Consider the following 22002-nt stretch of genomic DNA (forward strand, 5'->3'; position numbering starts at 1 on the left):
AAGGGCGTGAGAGTGATACGGAAATGGAAGTGGTATATATGTATGGCCTTACTGGGTATAGCAGCATGGAGCGTATACACAAATGGAATTACAAAGTATGTGGAGAAGTTAACATTCTTCAATATACAAAGTGGAAAAGAAGCGAAGTTTAGTAATAATGGTGAAAAGGTCATCTTATCAAATGTACCTTTCATTCAGCAATTACCAGAGTTAGATAGAGGTTGTGAAGTGACGAGCTTAGCGATGATGTTACAATACGCAGGTATTACAGTGGATAAGATGAAATTAGCAAACGAAATAAAGAAAGTTGATTTTATGAACGATGGTGTACGTGGGAATCCGAATGAAGGATTTGTAGGAAATATTTATACCTTTTCTGAATCAGGATATGGTGTATATCATGGACCACTTTTTCAATTAGCGAAAAAGTATTTACCTAATAAAGCTGTGGACTTAACAGGGAAGAGTATAGAAGAACTTTATAAGAGTGTAAAATCAGGACAACCGGTAGTCATGATTACGAATGTAACATTTGAGCCATTAGATGAAGAGGAGTTTACTACATGGGAAACAAATAGTGGAGATGTTTCTATTACGTATAATGAACATTGTGTAGTACTTATTGGATATGATAAGGAGTTTGTATATATTCGAGATCCTCTAAGTGATAGTTTAGATGTAAAAGTACCGAGAGAAAGTTTTGAAAAGGCATGGGTGCAAATGGGTAGTCAGGCGATTAGCTATGTGAAAAGCTCTAAATGAATTAGTAAGGAATTATAAGAGGAGTTTTGGTGGTTTTTTTGTTAAGAAATAAGAGGATTTTAGCCTATTATATAAGCTAAAGTTCTCTTGTTTTTTTATGATTAAATATTTAGAAGTAGTGAATATGTAAAAATGCATAATTGACGAAAGTATTACAAGTTATCATTATATATTGTTTTGTTTATATTGATTGTATAAAATTACACAAGTATCCACATTCCATAAAGGAGGCTTATTATGCAAAAAATATTTAACTGGGTTAAATGTATGAGCATCAAGAAAAAATTAATCATTTCATTTTTTCTTATTTTAACTATACCAGGACTTATTATCGGTGGTGTTTCATATCAAACCGCCAAAACAAATTTTGAACAACAAATCAATGGAAGAAATTAGTTCAGCTTCGCAAAATTTAGCTGAGATGGCCGAAGAACTACAAGCGATGACTAGTAAATTTAAAGTATAATAACAGCAGATAAGTAAGGTGAAAATAATATCATCTTACTTATTTTTCTATTCAGCAATTAGGGGAGTCATTAACGGGATGAAAAAAAGAAAAAGACTATGGAATTTATGGAAAACGATTACATTGTTAGTTTGTACAGTTGTAATTTTTTCTTTACTTGTGACAGATATATTAATTAGTCATAATGTAGAACGGACAACGGAGGATAGCCAGGCAGAGAAAGCAAAAACAATTGCACACATTGTGGCGAATGATTCAATTGTAATCGACGGTTTAATTGGGAAGACGGATACTGCTGCAATTCAAACGTATACAAATAGAATATTAAAAAACACAGGTGTTCAATTTATTGTAGTTATGGACATGAATGGAATAAGAAAATCACATCCAAATCCTCAAAAAATAGGTCATCATTTTATTGGGGGAGATGAAGGGCCTGCATTGAAAGGAAAGGAACATGTATCGCTGGCAGAAGGAACTTTAGGTATTTCAATGCGAGTATTTGTACCTGTATTTTCTGAAACAGGTGAACAACTTGGAGCGGTGGCCGTTGGTATTTCAGCAGATAATGTAAAAGAGAGAGTTAAGGAAAGTAGACATATCATTTATATTGGTGTCGGAGTTGGAGTACTAGTCGGAATTATAGGAGCAATATTGCTAGCTAGACATATAAAGAAAAGTTTATTCGGTCTTGAACCTCATAGGATAGCGAAAATTCTTGAAGAAAGAAATACGATGCTACAATCTGTAAAGGAAGGTATTATTGCTGTAGATAAAGAGGCCAATGTAACTTTGATAAATAATGAGGCAAAACGATTGTTTAAGAAAAGTGGATTAGAAGAGGATTTTATCGGTAAAGATGTTGAGTTATATATGCCTAATTCACGTATAAAAGAAGTATTAAAAACGGGAGAAGTACAATTAAACGAAGAACAAAATATTTATGGAATTACAATTGTGACGAATCGTGTTCCTTTATATGTAAAAGGAGAAATAGTTGGCGCAATTGCAACATTTCGTGATAAAACAGAGATTAGAAAATTAGCAGAAGAATTAACTGGTATTAGATTATATGCGGAAGCATTACGGGCACAATCGCATGAATTTATGAATAAAATGCATGTCGTATTAGGGCTTACACATATGAAGCAGTATGAAGAATTACAGAAATATATAAGCGGTATGGTATCAGAGCATCAATATGAAATTGGTGGGATTATGAAAAGAATAAAAAGTCCAGTATTTGCTGGTTTTTTACTCGGGAAACTTAGCTATGCTAGAGAGAAAAATATAAAATTAATTATAAGTGAAGATTCTTACATGCCAGAAATAGAGGATGAAAGTATTACTCATGAATTGATTACGATTGTCGGAAATTTAATTGATAATGCATTAGAGGCAGTGACGAATTGTGAAAAGAAGCAAGTTGAAGTTGAGATACAATATGGGGATACACTAACCATTACAGTACAAGATACGGGAAAAGGTATACAAGAAGAAGAAATAGGGGCATTATTTACGAAAGGTTATTCCACAAAGGGGGATAACCGTGGTTATGGTTTGTATCTTGTAAAAGAAAGTATACAGCGAATAAATGGGAAAATTCATGTGTATTCATTAGTAGGAAAGGGAACAACGATAACAATTGAAATACCTAAAGGTAGGGATGAGAGGCAAATATGATTAAAGTTTTAATTGTAGAAGATGACCCGATGGTAGCAATGTTAAATACGCATTATTTAGAGCAAGCAGGAGGGTTTGAACTTGTTCAAGCAGTGAATTCGGTAAAATCGGCGATAGAAGTATTAGAGGCATCACGAGTAGATTTAGTATTACTTGATATTTTTATGCCTGAAGAGACTGGATTTGAGCTTTTAATGTATATTCGGAACCAAGAAAAAGAAATCGATATTATGATGATTTCAGCTGTACATGATATGGGGAGTATTAAAAAAGCATTACAATATGGCGTAGTAGATTATTTAATTAAACCATTTACATTTGAACGATTTAAAGAAGCATTAACTATATATCGAGAAAAACTTACTTTCATGAAAGAACAACAAAAAATTAGTCAATCGGAATTAGATTCGTTAATTTTGCAAAAAGAAAAAAGAGAACCTACTGTCATGAAAGAGCTTCCGAAAGGATTAACGAAGCAAACGATGCAATTAATTTGGAAGAAGATCGAGTCGCTGAATGGAAGAGCGTTTACAACAGATGAAATGGCACAATTAGTTGGTGTTTCAAGAGTTTCTATTCGAAAGTATGTAATGTTTTTAACAGAAATTGGAGTATTAGAAAACGAAATGGTGTATCAACATGTAGGGAGGCCGGTGAGTAAATTAAGATGTATTGACCAAAATAAAATAGCGTTTTACGTATAAGCGACTTATTATAAGTCGCTTATACTTTTTTTAATTACAAAATCAATTACAAAACTTACAAAAACTATTTTTACTATTGAAAGCGTTTTAATATTGTTATTAAGAAAACAAGGGGGTGCCATATGGGAATTCAAAAGGATGTGGAAGCGGTATCATTTTCTGGAGGAAATGAAGTACAAAGAGAATCTTTCGCCTCTAAAATTATGAATGTGAAAATCGGTGTTATACCTTTACCGTTATATGTAGTATTGGCTGCTATTATTTATGGGGCATCTGTATATAATAAATTGCCAGCAGATATGATTGGTGGATTTGCAGTTATTATGATCATGGGTATTTTCTTAGGAGACATTGGGATGAGAATTCCAATTTTAAAAAATATCGGTGGTCCAGCAATACTTTCGTTATTTATTCCATCATTACTTGTATTTTTTAACTGGATGAATCCAGCTTCAATGGAAGCTGCGACTATGTTAATGAAAAAATCGAACTTTTTATATTTATATATTTCTTGTTTAGTAGTCGGAAGTATTTTAGGAATGAATCGTAAAGTATTAGTGCAAGGTTTCGTTCGTATGTTTATACCTTTAGTAGTAGGGACGTTAGCTTCTGTAGCAGTAGGATTATTGGTTGGTTCACTATTTGGATTTGAAATGAAGCAAACATTCTTCTTTATCATCGTACCAATTGTGAGTGGTGGTATCGGGGAAGGGATTTTACCATTGTCGCTAGCTTATAGTGATATTTTAAATGAATCATCAGCAACATTTGTATCACAGCTTATTCCAGCGGCTATTATTGGAAATATGTTCGCTATTGTGAGTGCAGGGTATATGAAGCGTTTAGGTGAGAAGAAACCGGAGCTTAGTGGTAACGGTGTATTAGTAAAAACAGATAATCAAGCCGAGTTATTAAAAGAACAAAATACAGAGAAGCCAATTGACTTCTCATTAATGGGAGCAGGTTTATTAATTGCGTGTACGTTCTTCATCTTCGGAGGATTTGCTTCTAAGTTCATCGGTATTCCTGGGGCAATCATTATGATCTTCTCAGCAGCACTTGTGAAATACTTTAAATTAATGCCAGCAAAAATGGAGCAAGGAGCATTCCATCTATATAAATTCATTTCGAAGAATTTAACTTGGCCTTTAATGGTTGGACTAGGATTACTATATATTCCGCTAAAAGACGTAGCAGCAGTTCTTTCAGTAGGATATGTTGTCGTGTGCGCATCAGTTGTTCTTACAATGGTAGCATCAGGTTTCCTTGTAGGGAAAGTGATGAAAATGTATCCAGTTGAATCAGCGATTGTAACTGGATGTCATAGTGGTTTAGGTGGAACTGGAGATGTTGCTATTTTATCAGCTTCAAATCGAATGGAATTAATGCCATTCGCGCAAATTTCGACTCGTTTAGGCGGGGCAGCAATGGTTGTAACAGCGACAATTTTATTAAAAATGTTTTCATGATCAAACAAGCTAGCTATATTCATATAGCTAGCTTGTCAAATTAAGGGGAGATTATAAGTATGTTAGAAAATCAAATTAATGAAAGATCATTGTTATTGCATAAAGAATTAGTAGGGAAAATTGAAATTACAAGTAAGGTAGAAGTAAATTCAGCAGATGATTTAAGTCTGACATATACACCAGGTGTAGCGGAGTCTTGCAAAGCAATTGCAGCAGATGAAGAAACAGTGTATGACTATACAGCACGTGGTAATATGGTGGCAGTTATCTCAGATGGAACAGCGGTACTCGGTTTAGGGAATATTGGCCCGAAAGCAGCTATGCCTGTTATGGAAGGGAAGAGTATTTTATTTAAAAAATTTGCGAATGTAGATGCTTTCCCGTTATGTTTAGGTACGACTGATGTGGATGAAATCGTTACCCTTGTAAAAAATTTAGAGCCTACATTTGCAGGGATCAATTTAGAAGATATTGCAGCACCACGTTGTTTTGAAATTGAAAAACGATTAAAAGAAGAAACGAATATTCCTGTATTTCATGATGATCAACATGGAACAGCTATTGTCGTTTTAGCAGCTGTTATTAATGCATTAAAGGTTGTTAGAAAACAAATGGATCATGTGAAGATTGTTATTAACGGTGCGGGTTCGGCAGGAATTGCAATTGGAAAATTATTATTAAAGGCTGGTGCACAGCACATTACGTTAGTTAGCTTAGAAGGTATTGTTTGTGAAGGTGAAACATGGATGAACGAAGCGCAAATTGAGGTTTCAAAAAAGACAAATCGAGAACATGTGCGTGGAACGTTGAAAGAAGCAATTCACCAAGCTGATATTTTTATTGGCGTATCTGCTCCTAACGTATTAACGAAAGAATTTGTACAGACGATGAATGAGAAAGCAATTGTGTTTGCAATGGCGAATCCAATTCCAGAAATCTTCCCTGAGGATGCATTAGAGGCTGGAGCAGCTGTAGTAGGAACTGGGCGCTCGGATTATGCGAATCAAGTAAATAATGTATTGGCGTTCCCTGGAATATTCCGCGGTGCGTTAGATGTGCGTGCGACTGATATTACAGAAGAAATGAAATTAGCGGCAGCATATGGGATCGCTAACATCATTACGGACGAAGAACGTAATGCGAATTATGTAATCCCCAATCCATTAGATAAAAGAGTTGTTCCAAGTGTTGCTGAAGCAGTAGCGAAAGCAGCGATTGATTCAGGTGTGGCACGAATTACGAGAATACCAAGTTATTAATAGCTAAAAGCAGTGCCTAAAAAGGCACTGCTTTTTTGAGATAAGAAATCAAAATAATGAAGAAGTGTAAAATTATTTATTTATGTTTCCTCATTATTTATTTAATTCCATTGCAACTTGTTTACCATTTACTAAAACTTCAGTTACTGCTACGATCACTTCTATCATTTTTTCATCTCTCATCTCTCCTCGTGTCATTTCTTACTTTAAGTATAAGAGAAGAGAGATACTTCAACTATCGAAGTATATGACGTAGAAATTACATTGTTGTAAGAAAGTAGTTTATTTTTGTAACTTTACTCAGCAGTGATTACAAACTGATCATAATATTTTTCATTCACATATATATTTAATAACCATAATCCAGATGAAGGTAGTGACATAGTGAGAGGGAGTTCGTTTGTAGTGGAATCAATTGTATTTGAAGTAGTCCAAGTTGGTTTGGAAGTTTCTTGTTGAAAGAGTACGGGTGTTGGAGTTACTGATCCTTGCTTTAGTGCAATAATAGATAATTCTCCAGTTGGCATTTCAGGATCTAAAAAGTACCACATCATTTCGCTTTTTTCATTTGCGATAATAGGGCTATCAGCCATTGCGATTTTGTCTTCGATACCTCTTAAAGGTATTTTTTCTTGTATGAAGGAGGGTGTTTCTTCCCAATTTACATCTTTTAAAACGCTAAGGTGAAAGAAGGAAGGTGCATTAACTTGAGTGGATGACGTTGCGATAGCTTCTTTTTTAGGTAATTCTGAATCAGGTTGCAATTGCGAGCATCCAGTGATGAGAAAGAAGAACAGTAGCATAGTTCCGATTTTTTTCATGGTGCCACACTCCTAATTTTGATTGTTAGTGTAATTGTATTTGCTAGAAAGCGGGACAATTCCTTTAAAGTATAAAAAGAGGTCGTAAGTTTTGTACGACCTTTTTTGACATTTTCTATATTTGTTCAGATGTAAAGGCTGGCTCATTTTCTTTTTGCGGCATTGTTAAGAAAATAACAGAAAGAACGATACATACGCCGCCTAATAATTGATATGCTCCAAAAGATTCATTCAGCCAAGCGATTGAAACGATGGCAGCTACAAGTGGTTCAATACTAGATAAAATGCTTGTTTCTGTTGCTGCTAAATATTTCAGACTACCGATATAAAGAAGAAAAGAAAGAGTTCCACTTATGATGATAAGAATAAGCATTGAAAAAGTTTTTGTTGTAAAAGTTTGCGAAAGCTCATGCCATCCAAACGAGCGATTACAAATAAGCAGGGCAATGCCGCCAATTAACATCCCCCATCCAATTACTAGGGTTGTTCCGCATTCTTTAATAAGGGAAGCTGGATGGAGGGTATAAAATGCAAATCCAATTGCTGTTAATAGACCAAAAATAATGGCTTCTTTCGATAAAACAATATTTTCAATTGAACCGTTTGTAATAATAAAGTATGTCCCTGTTAGCGCAGTTATAATTGCGAGTAGTTGCATAGAAGCAGGGAATTTTCGTTGTTCAAATGCGACATAAATGGTAATAAAAACAGGGCCTAGAAATTGAAATAGCGTTGCTGTGACCGCATTACTAATATGAACTGTTTCGATAAAGGCGTATTGTGCACCAAGCATGCCGAGAATAGAGAAAATAATAAGTTGTATAGAATGTCTAGGGTGTTTCCAAATTTGAAAAATGTTTTGTTTCTTTATCAGTAAAAAAGATAAAATAAATATTCCCGCAAGCAGCAATCGAATTGTTAAAAAATCAATTGAGGATACATTAGTATGCTGAAATAGCCACTGAATCATTGGACCAGATAATCCCCATAATGTAGCTCCTGTAATAATCATAATGAGTCCGATACGTCTACCATTGTTCATTATCATGTTTCTCCTCTCTGGTATTTGATTTTTTATGTGTGACATGATAAAAGGAATTATATATAACTTCTGGTACTGTAAAAAGTATCAGATTGTAGTTTTATTAAGGGGTCAGATATTATGTTAGAATTAACGCCTAATTTAAATATGAATAGTAAAAAGGCATTGTACGTGCAATTGTATGAGTATATAAAAAAAGAGATTAAAGATGGAACGATTGTCCCTTTTACGAAATTACCGGCTAAGCGAAAGTTAGCGATACATTTACAAGTAAGTAAAAATACAGTAGAGGCAGCGTACGAACAATTACTTGCAGAAGGTTATATTGAGTCGATATCGAGAAAAGGTTATTTTGTATGCAAGATTGAGCAAATGGTTCATGTAGAGGATAGCGAAGAGAGAATAGAAGAAGTACTGTTTCAGGAGAAGAGTTATAAATTTGACTTTACACAAACAGGCATTGATACAAATGCTTTTCCATTCAATATGTATCGGAAAATTGTAAATGAAGTATGGCAGCCGTATAATAACGAACTTCTCTTTCTAGGACACCCTCAAGGGGAAGCGAGCTTAAGAGAAGAGATTACGAATTATTTGTATGAATCTAGAGGTGTACGTTGTTCAGCTAGTCAAATTGTATTAGGTGCGGGAACACAAATATTAGTGAAACTATTGTTTCAATTGTTAAAGGGAAGCAATTATGCAGTGGAAAACCCAGGTTATCATAGGAAAATGGTCGTTTTTGAACAGGGAGAAGAGAAGGTTCAAATGTTGTCTTTAGATAGGGACGGCATTTGTATGGCAGATTTAGAAAATAGCGATGCAAATGTTGTATTTGTAACTCCCTCTCATCAATTCCCATATGGAATGATTATGCCTATTACGAGAAGGACGCAGCTTTTACAATGGGCGAAGAAAGCGAAAGACAGGTATATTATTGAAGATGATTACGATAGTGAATTTCGCTATTCAGGAAGGCCAATTCCGGCACTGCAAGGATTAGATACAGAGGGGAAAGTTATTTATATGGGGACGCTATCAAAAGCTTTATTGCCCTCGTTACGGATGAGCTATATAGTATTACCGAAGAATTTAATTATAAAGTATCAAAAAGAATATTTGTTTTATACACAAAGCGTTTCAAGAATGGATCAAGAAGTGATTAGAAAGTTTTTAAATGAAGGCTATTGGGAAAAACATATTCATAAAATGCGTGTCGTCTACCGAAAAAAGAGGGATCGACTTGTCTTTGAAATAGAAAAGTATTTCTCTAATCGTGTTGAAGTGATAGGAGAAGATTCAGGATTGCACATTTTATTACAAGTGCATAATGGAATGCGAGAAGAAGAATTAATTCAAGAAGCTGCGAAATATAGTATTAAAGTATATCCTGTGTCTACGTACTATAAAGACGGTACTGCGCCTGAAAATGTAGTTTTACTTGGGTTTGCGATATTATCAGAGGAAGAAATTGCAAAAGCGATTCAATTATTAAATATAGCGTGGTTTAGAAAAAAGTAAAAAAACATCCTCATACGAGAGGATGTTTTTTTATTATTTATTTTCGTCTAAGAATAAGACCATATGCTCTTCGTCCCAATATTGTCCGTTATATTTTAATGAACGTTCTTGCACACCGAATGTTTTAAATCCTAATGATTCATAAAGTTTTTTTGCTCCATCGTTGCCAACAACAACATCAAGCATAACTTGTTCTACTTCTAAAGATTTAGCAAGTTCAAGACATTCTTTAATAAGTGCTTTTCCTGCTCCAAGTCCGCGTGCTTTTGGAGACACATATACAGAACCGATTTTAGCTTTATGTTCTTGTTTTACATATGGTTTCGTTTCCAGTGTTGCAACCCCGATTAATTTTCCATCTTTGAATGCGCCTAGCGTATAGTTTTCATCTTGTGCTAATTTTTGTGCTTTATATTCAATCGCACACTCTTTATTAATAATATCTTCATAAGAAGAGCTAAAAGCTTCAGGGTTTTGCTTTAATCCTTCTACACGAAGTTCTAAGTAAATTTCCGCTTCGTCTTTTGTTAATACATGGATATCCAATTATATCACCCTCCAAATCTTTGACAAATGTATCTTTACTCCGCTATTTGTGGGCAGTAGACTCCAACTTTAAAATCCAGCGAATGCGCGGAAGTTAGATTGGAGATAACTGCCCGTAAATGCCCGATTGGTTCAACTAATAATCCATGGGGTGAACCATTCCATGGATTAAAGTTTCACTTTATTTTATATTGAAATAAGAATAATTTCAAAAGCTTAGCTTAAATGAGCTGATTTTATGAACAAAATAACACCAGTAGTGTTTACTACTACTGGTGTTTTCACACACATATTATTCAAAAGGTAGCTCAATTATAAAGGTTGTTCCTACGCCTAATTTGCTTGTTACTAGAATGGAACCGTTATGCAATTCCACAATTTCTTTCGCAACAGCTAGCCCGATACCCTTTCCTCCAGTAGCTCTCGTTCTAGATTTATCAACACGATAAAAACGATCGAAAATATGCGGAATATCTTCCTCAGGAATACCTTCACCTTCATCTTGTACACTTATTGTAAAAGAATTTGTTTCTGTGAGTACGCGTATTGTAATAGTGGTGTTTTCTAGCGAATGTTGATAAGCATTGTGTAATAAATTTAACATAACTTGTTCCATACGTCTTTCGTCTATGCAAACTTCTAAATCGTCTTTGCAATATACATGGAGTTGCATTTGTTTGTTAGTTAATGTTGTTTTTGTCTTTTCAACCATTCGTTCTAAAAATGGTTGAAGGGTCACTTTTTGTTTTTTTATAACAAATTGGTGTTGTTCTAATTGTACGAGCATAAATAAATCTTGAACGAGATCAGTTACACTATCTGTTTCATCCTCAATGATTTGTAAGTATTCTTCTCGCTCTTCTTTCGTTAAAGTGTCTCTCTTTGCTACTTTCGCATAACCTTTCATATAGGTCAATGGAGTTAATAGTTCATGGGCGACACTAGCAAGAAATTCATTGCGTTCTTTTTTCATATAAGTTAGTTCACTGGACAAATCTTCAATCGTTTTTGCTAAGCTTCCAAGTTCATCATTCCGTTTAATACCTAATTGAATTGGCTTATTTAATTTTGGCATTTTTTCTGTTGCCCTCTTCATTTTTATAAGCGGTTCTGTAATAACACGAGAAAAAACAAAGACAGAAATAGTTGTTAAAATAACCGTCAATATACTAATAATAAGGAATTGATTCATGAGTTTAAGTAACATTCTTTCTAAGAAAGATGTTTTTAATAACATATATAAATTACCTTGAAATCCTTGAATTTCAATTGGGCTTACTGTTGAGATGAATTTTGATTTTTTCCAATTTCTCTCAATAATTAATCCGTCTTTTGGAATAGGTTCTGTTTTACAAGTAAGTTGTTTTTGCATTTCCTTTGTTACGGGTTCTGAGTTAGAGATAATTTTTCCGTCATTGTCAGTGATAATGATAGTTATATCCGAATTAGCAATTAACTCGGATTCAATTAATCCTTCAGCCGCATGTTCGATAGTGAACTCCTGATACCCATAACGTTTTGGACGTTCAGTGTATTGCTGGTGTTTAGTACGTTCATTCCACTCTGCACGTTTTTTTAGCATTTTACTATAGCGATTCCCTTTTTCTAAAAGAGCAAGTGTTTCTTCCTCAATCCGCATTGTTGAAATGCTTTTGTAAAAAGATACGAAAGCAATTGTTTCAATACATAAAGCTAATATTAAAAAGTATGTCCCAATTTTAAGTGAAAGTTTACTCATTTTCTCACCATACCTTATTTCATATAAAGGGTCAGTGGTATGGTATTTTCCACTGACCGAAGTAATTATTCACTTTTCCATTTATATCCGACCTTATAAACAGTTTCTAAGTAATTTTCAACTGGAAATCCTTTTTTACGTAATTTATCACGGATATTGCGAATATGTGAATCGATTGTTCTATATTCAATGTCTGTTTCATAACCCCAAATTTTTTCGATTAAATCATCTCGGCTATAAGCACGGTTTGTATTTTGTAAAAATAGTCCAAGTAACGAAAATTCGATAGGAGTCAGTGAGATTTTTTCATCATACACTGTGACAGTATGTTTCGTTTTATCCCACTCAATACCATTGAAGCTAACAAATCCATCTTTCTTTGTACGGCGTAATATAGCCTCAATTCGTGCAACTAATACATGCTCATCAAATGGTTTTGTAATATAGTCATCTGCGCCGATCGTAAGGCCTTTTACCATATCGTAATTTTGATTACGAGCTGTTAGCATAATGATTGGAACGTTGGAAATTTGACGGATTTGATAGCAAGTATCCCATCCATCCATATTCGGCATCATTACATCTAACAAAACAATATCGAAGTCTTTTTGTTCTATTAACTTTAGTGCTTCAAGGCCAGAGGTAGCTTTCATACAAAAATAGCCACGAGGACTTAAGAACAGATCTAATAATCGTAACATACGTTCTTCATCGTCTACTAATAAAATTTTTACCATAATCTTGTGCACCCCAAACTGTTCATTCTACTTGTATAGTTTACATGAAAATGATAAAAAACTCTTTTTATGTGATTGAGTGGAAGAGTGATTTCTCGCTCAGAGTAATTGACATAAAAAATGCACTAGTTTTGCACAACTATTTTTTATAATAGAAAACGTAGCGACACAAAATACCCTATGTTGCGACATAACGTCATGTCATTTTATTTATAAAATGACAATTCCATTCTATTGTGTATGTGAGATAGAGAGGGTTTTCGTATTCACCTCGCATCGGATAAGAAAAATTTCCTATCTCACACTTTTTTTAAAAGGAGATCATACACATGAATCCAAAAGAAGAAATTTCAAAAAAAGAAAAGCAAGATCGTAATACGGTTGTCATGTGCGTTGCCGTATCTATGGTTATTATTATAAGTTGTGTAAATAAAATTTTGGGGATTTTATAATATAAAAAAAGCTTATTGCTTCTTAAGAAGCAATAAGCTTTTTTCGTTGTTAGGGGGAGTATTTTTATCCGACTTTAATGGGCAGTAAGACCCCCACTTCAAAATGCAGCGAAAGCAAAGAAGTTAGGTGGGGGGCGGGCTTCCCATAAAAGTCCGATTGGTGAGGGCTGATTAAAGTTTCACTTTATATAATAAACCAAGGTAAAATTGCTAATCCAGAAGTTACAATTGCTGTAGTAAATATTAAAACCATAGCTCGTTTGTTTTGTTTCATGTCACATTCTCCTCTACATATCAAGTACATGCGATCAGCGTGGGATGTAGTTCCCCACTGAGTAAAGTTTCACTTTACACTTTTAGTATAATGAATGGAAAGGTTTGGTACGATCGATAAAGGTGACATGAAGATTACATTGTTGTAATGAAAAAAGCACCTTTCTTAATAAGAAGATGCTTTTAAAAACTATATTGAATTATTAATCATTTAAGAATAGAACCATATGTTCCTCGTCCCAATATTGACCGTTATGTTTTAATGAACGCTCTTGTACGCCGTAAGTTTGGAAACCTAATGATTCATATAATTTTTTTGCTGCATCGTTACCAACTACAACATCGAGCATAAGTTGTTCTACATGTAATTTATCGGCATTCTCAATAATTGCTTTAATGAGAGCCCGTCCTGCTCCAAGGCCACGTGCTTTAGGGGAAACAAAAACGGAACCGATTTTTGCCTTATGTTCTTGTTTAATGAAAGGCTTTGTTTCTAAAGTAGCAATGCCGATTAAATCGTTATCTTTGAAGACCCCTAGAGTATACTTATCCGGATTGCTTAATCGTTTTGCCATAGCAGCTACAGGATCCTCATGTTTCAGAACATCTTCATAAGAAGAGCTAAAAGCTTCCGGGTTCTTCGTTAAACCTTCCATACAAACTTTTAAATATATTTCTGCGTCCTCTGTTGTTAATAAGCGAATTTCCATCGTTGTAACCTCCTTGGTCGATTTTAAATCAAATAAATCCATTACATATATAAGAATGTGTATGCGTTTTGTTAGCAGTCTCTTTTAATTTGTAAAAGAATGAAAAGATATATGCTACAATATTTTGTTTTTAATTATGTAATGAAATTATATATTAACTTTATTAACTATTCAAGTGTTTAATATATTACATTTTCATAACTAAAATAACTCCTCGATTGAGGAGTTATTTTAGTTATTCAATCGATAACCATCAATTCGATGTGGATGTGTGTAAATATTACAAGATTCATTTCTAATAAATCCTACGACGGTAATGCCTAAATCGTGAGCGAGTTGCAATGCTAATTTTGTTGGTGCGGATTTAGATAGAACAATTTCACATCCGATTTTTGAAACTTTGAGTAAAATTTCGGATGAAATGCGTCCGCTAAATGCAATGATTTTTCCTTTAACAGATATATTGTTGCGTAAACAATGTCCATATATTTTATCTAATGCATTATGTCTTCCAATATCCATTCTTGATAGGAGGATATTGTTTCGATCACATAGTGCGGTATTGTGAACACCGCCAGTTTGGCGAAAGGTAGTGGAAGATTGTTGTAAAGTATTCATTAAGTAAAAGCATTCTTCAGGAGTAATTTTTACATGTATATCATGTAAATCTTTTGCTTTTGCTGCATCGTTAACGAAAATAAAACCTTGTCTACCTTTTCCGCAGCAGGAAGTGATGTATCGTTTATTATATAAATTTTGATAGAGCGGATTTATTTTTGATGATGTTACATGGACAATTCCGTTATCTTTTTGCACCCATAGTTCTTCAACATCTTTATAAGAAGAAATAATCCCCTCAGAAATTAAAAACCCAATTACCATATCTTCAATATAATTTGGTGTACATACGACTGTTACATATTCTTCACCATTCAATTTAATCGTAATAGGAGATTCTGTAACAATCTCATCAAGTTGTTTTGAAAATGTACCAGATTGATAACGTACAATTGTATACGTTTCTTGCGTAGGCTCCATATTAAATTCCCCTTTTTTATGTATTTCTCTCCCATATTTATCATAAAACAATGGGAAAAATAAAAACACCTATTAGGAAGAAGATCACAGATTATTTTGGTTATTATTGTATATGTACGATATAATAGAAATGTAGAATAGTGAAATTTTCAAGCTTTCGTAGTGATGCCTTATAAACATCTAGAATCGACTTCAAAAGAAAAGTATTTGGGCAGGGCGTTTCAAAAATATGTACAATCCACTTATGAAAACGGATTCATAAGTGGATTGTACAGTTGGTTGTAAGGAGAGGGGAAACTATGGCAGAACAGACAGTCCGTGTAACCGTGGATGGTAAAGAATGTTCCACATCGGGTGAAAAGACGATACTACAATTATTTAACGAGAGTAATTTGGAACATCCTCAAATTTGTCATGTACCAGAAGTAGATCCAATTCAAACTTGTGATACGTGTATTGTAGAAGTAGATGGGAAGTTAATGCGTGCTTGTTCAACGAAATTAGAGAACGGTATGCATATCGAAAGACAGTCCCAGCGTGCCAAAGAGGCGCAGACTGAGGCGATGGATCGAATATTAGAGAATCATTTATTGTATTGTACCGTGTGTGATAACAATAATGGTAATTGTAAAGTCCATAACACCGTACATATGATGGGAATTGAAGAACAGAAATATCCGTATGAGCCGAAAGTAAGTGCTTGTGAAGTGGATATGTCACATCCGTTTTATCGGTATGATCCAAATCAATGTATTGCTTGTGGACAGTGTGTAGAAGTATGTCAAAACCTACAGGTTAATGAAACTATATCGATAGACTGGAGCTTAGATCGTCCGCGTGTTATATGGGATAATGGTGTAAGTATAAACGATTCATCTTGTGTAAGTTGTGGGCAGTGTGTAACAGTATGTCCATGTAATGCGTTAATGGAAAAATCAATGTTAGGTGAAGCTGGATTCATGACAGGATTAAAACCAGACGTGTTAAATCCGATGATTGATTTTGTAAAGGATGTAGAGCCTGGATATAGTAGTATTTTAGCGGTTTCAGAAGTAGAGGCTGCGATGCGTAAGACGAAAGTTAATAAAACAAAAACAGTTTGTACATTTTGTGGTGTCGGTTGTTCATTCGAAGTATGGACGAAAGATCGCCATATATTAAAAGTGCAACCTGTTTCAGATGCACCGGTTAATGGTATTTCCACATGTGTAAAAGGTAAATTTGGATGGGACTTTGTAAATAGTGAAGATCGAATTACGAAGCCATTAATTCGCCAAGGAGATATGTTTGTTGAAGCTTCATGGGAAGAAGCGTTAGAAGTTGTTGCTTCTAACATGCAGCATATTAAATCTGAATACGGCAGCGATGCATTTGGATTCATTTCTTCATCGAAAGTAACGAATGAAGAAAATTACCTTATGCAAAAACTAGCTCGACAAATATATGGAACGAATAATGTAGACAATTGTTCTCGTTATTGTCAATCTCCAGCAACAGATGGTTTATTTAAAACTGTCGGTATGGGCGGCGATGCAGGAACAGTGAAAGATATAGCTGAAGCAGGACTTGTCATTATCGTTGGTGCGAATCCAACAGAAGGACACCCTGTACTTGCGACGCGTGTAAAACGTGCTCATAAATTACACGAGCAAAAACTGATTGTAGCAGACCTTCGTAAACATGAAATGGCAGAGCGTGCGGATTTATTTATTCATCCGCGCCAAGGTACGGATTACGTATGGCTTGCTGGTATTACGAAATATATTATTGATCAAGATTGGCATGATAAAAAGTTCATAGCTGAAAATGTGAAGAACTTTGATGAATATAGCACAATGCTAGAAAAGTATACGCTTGATTATACAGAAGAAATTACGGGGATTTCGAAAGAAAACCTGAAAGAAATGGCTCGTATGGTATGTGAAGCAGATGGAACTTGTATACTTTGGGGAATGGGGGTAACGCAAAATACAGGAGGAAGTACAACATCTGCTGCCATTTCAAATTTACTGCTTGTTACGGGGAACTATCGTCGTCCTGGTGCAGGCGCATATCCATTACGAGGTCATAATAATGTACAAGGTGCTTGTGATATGGCGACATTACCAAACTGGCTTCCAGGTTATCAAGCAGTATCGGATGATACGCTTCGTGCTAAGTTTGAAAAAGCATACGGCACAACGATTCCGAAAGCACCAGGATTAAATAATATTGCAATGTTACTTGCGGCAGAAGAAGGAAAACTACGTGGTATGTATGTCATGGGAGAAGAAATGGCTTTAGTCGATTCCAATGCAAACCATGTGCAACATATTTTAGCGAATTTAGACTTCCTTGTTGTTCAAGATATGTTCTTATCAAAAACAGCTCGTTTTGCTGATGTTATTTTACCAGCGGCACCAAGCTTAGAAAAAGAAGGAACGTTTACGAATACAGAGCGACGTATTCAAAGATTATATGAAGTATTAAAACCACTGGGCGATTCAAAACCAGATTGGTGGATTTTACAAAAAGTTGCTCGTGCACTCGGCGGGGATTGGAATTACGAAAGTCCAAGTGAAATTATGGACGAAATTGCATCGCTTGCACCGTTATACTCTCAAGCAACGTACGATCGTCTAGAAGGATGGAATAGTTTATGTTGGGGTAGCCATGATGGTAGTGATACACCGCTATTATATGTAGACGGATTTAACTTCCCAGATAAACTAGCTCGTTTATCATTAGATGAATGGATACCACCGGTTGTAGCGCCAGATGAGTATGATTTACTTTTAAATAATGGACGTATGCTAGAACATTTCCATGAAGGGAATATGACGAATAAGTCGGCTGGTATTTTATCTAAAGTATCTGAAGTGTTCGTTGAAATTTCACCTGAACTTGCTATAGAACGCAATGTGAAAGATGGTGGTCTTGTAGAATTAGCATCACCATTTGGCAAAATTAAAGTACAAGCGCTTATTACTGATCGTGTAACGGGGAAAGAGCTATACTTACCGATGCATGCAACGATAAATGAAGAAGCGATCAATATTTTAACTGGGACGGCAACAGACCTTTATACGTGTACACCGGCGTACAAACAAACGATGGTGAAAATGCGTGTATTACGTGAAAAAGGAAATCGTCCGTTACCATCTTCAAACCCGCGAGATAAAAAGCGTAATCCGCAAAATGGTGTTGAAATCGAGCAAAAATGGCAAAGAAAACAATACGTATCACTCGTGGACTAGGGGGCGAAGATAGTGGCGAAAGAAATTACTTTAATTAAAAAGAAAGTTGTAACAGAGGAAGAACAGAAACAGCAAGTAGCAGATGAACTTCTAAATGAGCTATCTAATAATCGTGAAGCAGTAGAAGAAACGATGCAACTGTTAGCGCAGTTGCAGAAGGCTGGAATATTAGATGCGGCGATTAGTTTACTTGCTGCGAAGGAAGATGTTTCAAAAATCGCTGTGGAGCAATTAAATCGTGAACCAGTTAAAAATGCACTTAACAATATGATGGGTGCGGGGGAAGCACTATCCTCAGTTGACCCAGAAGTAACGAAGCAAATTACCTCGAGCTTAGTCACTGGATTGCAATTTGCAACAGATGAATTAAAAAGTGGTAAAAAAACAAAAGTGATGGATTTCTTTAAAGTGTTAAAAGATCCAGATATCAATAGAGCCATTACATTCGGTTTTAGCTTCTTGAAAGCATTTGGACAAGGGTTAGAGAAAAAATAGAGTAAGTGAAAAAGTGATGGGAAGTAGCCATCACTTTTTTCATTGCATGTATAAGAGTGTTCATGTTAAGCGGAATATATTATTATTAAAGGGATGGGTTAGAAATGGAAATGTGGAATCCATCTCAAATATCGTTTTAGAATGTGGAGGAATATATGCAACACCGTAAAAGACTATCTATACCAGGAGTAATGAGACATTCCTTTCAAACTGTTAGATTTGCTTTTTGGAATGTGTTAACATTCCAACTTGCTTATAAATTATTAGCAGCGATTGTGTTTATCCCACTTTTCGGTATTATTTTCAATAAGTTGTTGTACTTTGGTGGGTATGCAAACGCAACAAATGATGAGTTATTAGCATTTTTGAAAACACCATACGGGATTTTAGCGATTGTAATTTTATCTATATTGGCATTGTTTCTGATCTTTACAGAGTTTGCAGTACTTATTATCATTTCGTACTTCGCTCATAAAAGGCAAAAGGTGAGATTACGTCCGATTTTATATAAAACAGTAACGTATTTACCTTCTCTGTTTACATATTGCTTACCTGGCTTTGTTTTGTATGCAGTTGTACTATTACCACTATTAAGTATGGGATATAAATCTGCATTGATTCCTGAAATTCAAATTCCTAATTTTATTACAGGTGAACTATTTAAGACAACAATGGGGCAAGTTGGATATTATACTTTCTTTGCTGTAGTTGCCTATTTGAACCTTCGTTGGATTTTTGTTTTACCTATTATTGTTTTAGAGGAGAAGCCGTTCCGTACGGCAGCACGAAAAAGTGCAACCTTAGTAAAAGAAAGCTTCTTTAAAGTGTTGTTCTTTTTAGTAGGTTTTTTCATATCTGTAGGAATTGTTTTTCTTTTATGTGTAGGAATTTATTTACTTTGTCTGTGGGGAGTATATGAATTTACAAACCCAGAAGGGACATTTGCACTACTAGCAGAGTCAACTATTTCAGTTTTCCTAACAAGTACATTGTATCTATTTAGCTTTATTATGACGCCGTTCTATATTATGGCGTTAACAAGATTGTATTTACAAAAGGTTCCAGTCGAAGATGTTTTATTAGAAGAAGGATTAGATTATTCAAAGACGAAGGCAGATAAATGTTTCTTCCAAAAACATCGTTGGAAATTTATTGGTGTATATATTGTAGGAATTATTACGGCGGGAATGGTTGTTGCTTTCATTGTGACCTTTATTACAAACACATATAAAGAACCGATTATTATGGCTCATCGCGGTTATATTTCAAAAGGTGTAGAAAATACGAAAGAAGCTGTGCAGGGAGCTATTGATGCGAAAGCAGACTACGCTGAAATTGATGTACTACAAACGAAAGACGGTGAACTAGCAGTTATACATGATTTGAAGTTGAAACGTCTTGCTAATGCTAATGTTCATGTTTCGGATTTAACGATGGACGAGTTAAGGCAGCTTACCCTTAGTCAAGATGGGTTTTCAGGACAAATCAGTACACTTGATGAAATCATTAAGTTGGCTAAGGGTAAAATCAAACTTAATATTGAAGTGAAGCTTCATGGTGGTGAAAAAGATTTTGTAAATAAAGTATTAAAAACGATTAAAGATAATGAATTTGAGAAGCAATGTGTTATTCAAACGTTACATTACCCACTTATAAAAGAGTTTAAGCGTGCAAATTCAGATATAAAAGTCGGATATATACTGTATGCAAGTAGAGCCAACTTAAAGAATGTGAAAGCTGATTTTTATGTAGCAGAAGAATACATGTTAAATAAGAAATTAGTAAAAGAAGCAAGGAAGTTAAACAAACCAATTTACGTATGGACGGTAAATGATATGGAAAGTTTAAAGGGATATTATAAATTGAACGTAGATGGTATCATTACCGACTATCCTGAAGATGCACGTGAAACAATTAAGATGCTAAAAGAGCAAGAAGAGGAAGAAAGTGATCTGTTTGATAAAATTACGGAAACAACAGATGATTTATTTTCTAAGTTATTTATAAGTTATCCGGCTGCTAGCTAAATGCTAGCAGCTGTTTTTTTATCCCGCATTAACGGGCGGTAAGACCCCCACCTCAAAATTCAGGGGAAGCAAAGAAGTTAGGTGGGGGATCAACTGCTCGTAAAAGCCCGATTGATGAGGGCTGATAATCAGTGGGGATGAACAAAACCCCCACTGATTAAAGTTGCACTTTATAAAAAGAATATATCTCTAAAGTATTGTGTAAATTAATAACTGTATATGTATACGGCATCATTGAGATTTCTTACATCGTTACATTATTGTCAAATAATAAATGATTACTACTTATTTTGAAGGAGTATAATAAAAATAGAGTGATAGATAATGAGATGGAACAAAGAGGCTAATAGAATCAATGTTCCATATATTTACACTATTCTAAATATATAAACTTTAAAAATATAGTATGTTAGCGTTTTCATAACTTTTAAGTTATGCTAGAATAAGGACATAAGTTATTAATTATTACAAAAAGAAAAAAGACTTTCTTTTTTCTGTTAATTATAAGGGGGCATTTCATTATGCGTATTGGGGTACCAGCAGAAATTAAAAACAACGAAAACCGTGTGGCAATGACACCAGCAGGTGTTGTGCATTTAATTCGTAACAATCACGAAGTATTCATTCAAAAGGGTGCAGGTTTAGGATCTGGTTTCACAGATGCTCAGTATGTTGAAGCAGGAGCAAAAATTGTTGATACAGCTGAAGAAGCTTGGAACATGGAAATGGTTATGAAAGTTAAGGAACCAATTGAAAGCGAATACAAACACTTCAGCGAAGGTTTAATTTTATTCACATACTTACACTTAGCTCCAGAACCAGAATTAACAAAAGCATTAATCGAAAAGAAAGTTGTTTCTATTGCATATGAAACAGTACAATTAGAAAACCGTTCTCTACCATTACTTGCACCTATGAGTGAAGTAGCTGGTCGTATGGCTGCACAAATTGGTGCACAATTCCTTGAGAAGAACAAAGGCGGTAAAGGTATCTTACTTGCAGGTGTTCCAGGGGTTAAACGTG

18 protein-coding genes and 1 pseudogene are annotated in these 22002 nt (G+C 34.8%); 12 read left to right on the forward strand and 7 right to left on the reverse strand.

What is annotated here, in order from left to right; all coding sequences use genetic code 11:
* Nucleotides 1-12: 12 nt before the first annotated feature.
* From MR083_RS16805 to MR083_RS16830, 6 genes are all read left to right on the forward strand, one after another.
* The gene (locus tag MR083_RS16805) at nt 13-762 is read left to right on the forward strand and encodes a C39 family peptidase (RefSeq protein WP_041184641.1); all 750 of its coding nucleotides are present in this window, start codon (nt 13-15) and stop codon (nt 760-762) included.
* Between the two features lie 237 nt (nt 763-999).
* Nucleotides 1000-1158 carry a hypothetical protein gene (locus tag MR083_RS16810; protein ID WP_154304924.1) on the forward strand — a complete coding sequence of 53 codons (159 nt, stop codon included), beginning with the start codon at nt 1000-1002 and terminating at the stop codon, nt 1156-1158.
* Nucleotides 1159-1306: 148 nt separating this feature from the next.
* A complete protein-coding gene (locus MR083_RS16815) occupies nt 1307-2911 on the forward strand; it encodes a sensor histidine kinase (RefSeq protein ID WP_000746417.1) in 1605 nt (534 codons plus the stop codon).
* On the forward strand, nt 2908-3615 hold the full coding sequence (locus MR083_RS16820; protein ID WP_000598648.1) for a response regulator: 708 nt from the start codon (nt 2908-2910) through the stop codon (nt 3613-3615). Before MR083_RS16815 ends, MR083_RS16820 begins: the two co-directional genes overlap by 4 nt.
* 122 nt (nt 3616-3737) lie before the next feature.
* Entirely contained in the window at nt 3738-5084 is a 1347-nt protein-coding gene (locus MR083_RS16825) for a 2-hydroxycarboxylate transporter family protein (protein WP_000512693.1), read from the forward strand.
* A 59-nt stretch (nt 5085-5143) separates the two neighbouring features.
* Nucleotides 5144-6343 carry an NAD(P)-dependent malic enzyme gene (locus tag MR083_RS16830; protein WP_000892413.1) on the forward strand — a complete coding sequence of 400 codons (1200 nt, stop codon included), beginning with the start codon at nt 5144-5146 and terminating at the stop codon, nt 6341-6343.
* 296 nt (nt 6344-6639) lie between these two features.
* Here MR083_RS16830 and MR083_RS16835 read toward each other — a convergent pair whose 3' ends face one another.
* Both MR083_RS16835 and MR083_RS16840 read right to left on the reverse strand, forming a co-directional pair.
* On the reverse strand, nt 6640-7164 hold the full coding sequence (locus tag MR083_RS16835; protein WP_000719650.1) for a DUF4871 domain-containing protein: 525 nt from the start codon (nt 7162-7164) through the stop codon (nt 6640-6642).
* Between the two features lie 115 nt (nt 7165-7279).
* Nucleotides 7280-8206 (reverse strand): DMT family transporter, encoded by a 927-nt coding sequence (locus MR083_RS16840; protein ID WP_001059048.1) that lies wholly within the window; start codon nt 8204-8206, stop codon nt 7280-7282.
* 120 nt (nt 8207-8326) lie between these two features.
* On the opposite strand from MR083_RS16840, the gene pdxR reads away from it, so the two are divergent.
* Nucleotides 8327-9727: a MocR-like pyridoxine biosynthesis transcription factor PdxR gene (gene pdxR / locus MR083_RS16845; RefSeq protein WP_242269616.1), complete on the forward strand. Its 1401-nt coding sequence runs from the start codon at nt 8327-8329 to the stop codon at nt 9725-9727.
* 33 nt (nt 9728-9760) lie between these two features.
* Here pdxR and MR083_RS16850 read toward each other — a convergent pair whose 3' ends face one another.
* The 3 genes from MR083_RS16850 to MR083_RS16860 form a co-directional block, all read right to left on the reverse strand.
* On the reverse strand, nt 9761-10273 hold the full coding sequence (locus MR083_RS16850) for a GNAT family N-acetyltransferase (RefSeq protein ID WP_000351212.1): 513 nt from the start codon (nt 10271-10273) through the stop codon (nt 9761-9763).
* 292 nt (nt 10274-10565) lie between these two features.
* Nucleotides 10566-12011, reverse strand: coding sequence for a HAMP domain-containing sensor histidine kinase (locus tag MR083_RS16855; protein ID WP_000041015.1), 1446 nt, complete (start codon nt 12009-12011; stop codon nt 10566-10568).
* A gap of 65 nt (nt 12012-12076) precedes the next feature.
* Nucleotides 12077-12748 (reverse strand): response regulator transcription factor, encoded by a 672-nt coding sequence (locus MR083_RS16860; RefSeq protein ID WP_000238954.1) that lies wholly within the window; start codon nt 12746-12748, stop codon nt 12077-12079.
* Between the two features lie 329 nt (nt 12749-13077).
* Here MR083_RS16860 and MR083_RS27845 point away from each other — a divergent pair, with 329 nt between their 5' ends.
* Entirely contained in the window at nt 13078-13200 is a 123-nt protein-coding gene (locus tag MR083_RS27845) for a hypothetical protein (protein ID WP_001068392.1), read from the forward strand.
* Nucleotides 13201-13676: 476 nt separating this feature from the next.
* Here MR083_RS27845 and MR083_RS16865 read toward each other — a convergent pair whose 3' ends face one another.
* Nucleotides 13677-14183 (reverse strand): GNAT family N-acetyltransferase, encoded by a 507-nt coding sequence (locus tag MR083_RS16865; RefSeq protein WP_000405875.1) that lies wholly within the window; start codon nt 14181-14183, stop codon nt 13677-13679.
* Between the two features lie 231 nt (nt 14184-14414).
* Nucleotides 14415-15221, reverse strand: coding sequence for a formate dehydrogenase accessory sulfurtransferase FdhD (fdhD, locus tag MR083_RS16870; RefSeq protein WP_000433849.1), 807 nt, complete (start codon nt 15219-15221; stop codon nt 14415-14417).
* Between the two features lie 299 nt (nt 15222-15520).
* On the opposite strand from fdhD, the gene fdhF reads away from it, so the two are divergent.
* From fdhF to MR083_RS16890, 4 genes and pseudogenes are all read left to right on the forward strand, one after another.
* Entirely contained in the window at nt 15521-18457 is a 2937-nt protein-coding gene (fdhF, locus tag MR083_RS16875) for a formate dehydrogenase subunit alpha (RefSeq protein WP_000840630.1), read from the forward strand.
* Nucleotides 18458-18469: 12 nt separating this feature from the next.
* Nucleotides 18470-18952 carry a helical membrane plugin domain-containing protein gene (locus MR083_RS16880; RefSeq protein WP_001040528.1) on the forward strand — a complete coding sequence of 161 codons (483 nt, stop codon included), beginning with the start codon at nt 18470-18472 and terminating at the stop codon, nt 18950-18952.
* Nucleotides 18953-19107: 155 nt separating this feature from the next.
* Nucleotides 19108-20979, forward strand: coding sequence for a glycerophosphoryl diester phosphodiesterase membrane domain-containing protein (locus tag MR083_RS16885; RefSeq protein ID WP_001164744.1), 1872 nt, complete (start codon nt 19108-19110; stop codon nt 20977-20979).
* Between the two features lie 521 nt (nt 20980-21500).
* Nucleotides 21501-22002 (forward strand): annotated as a pseudogene (locus MR083_RS16890) (alanine dehydrogenase); the annotation flags it as partial.

Origin of the sequence: Bacillus cereus group sp. BfR-BA-01408, assembly GCF_022663305.1 — a bacterium.
Lineage (GTDB): Bacteria > Bacillota > Bacilli > Bacillales > Bacillaceae_G > Bacillus_A > Bacillus_A pacificus.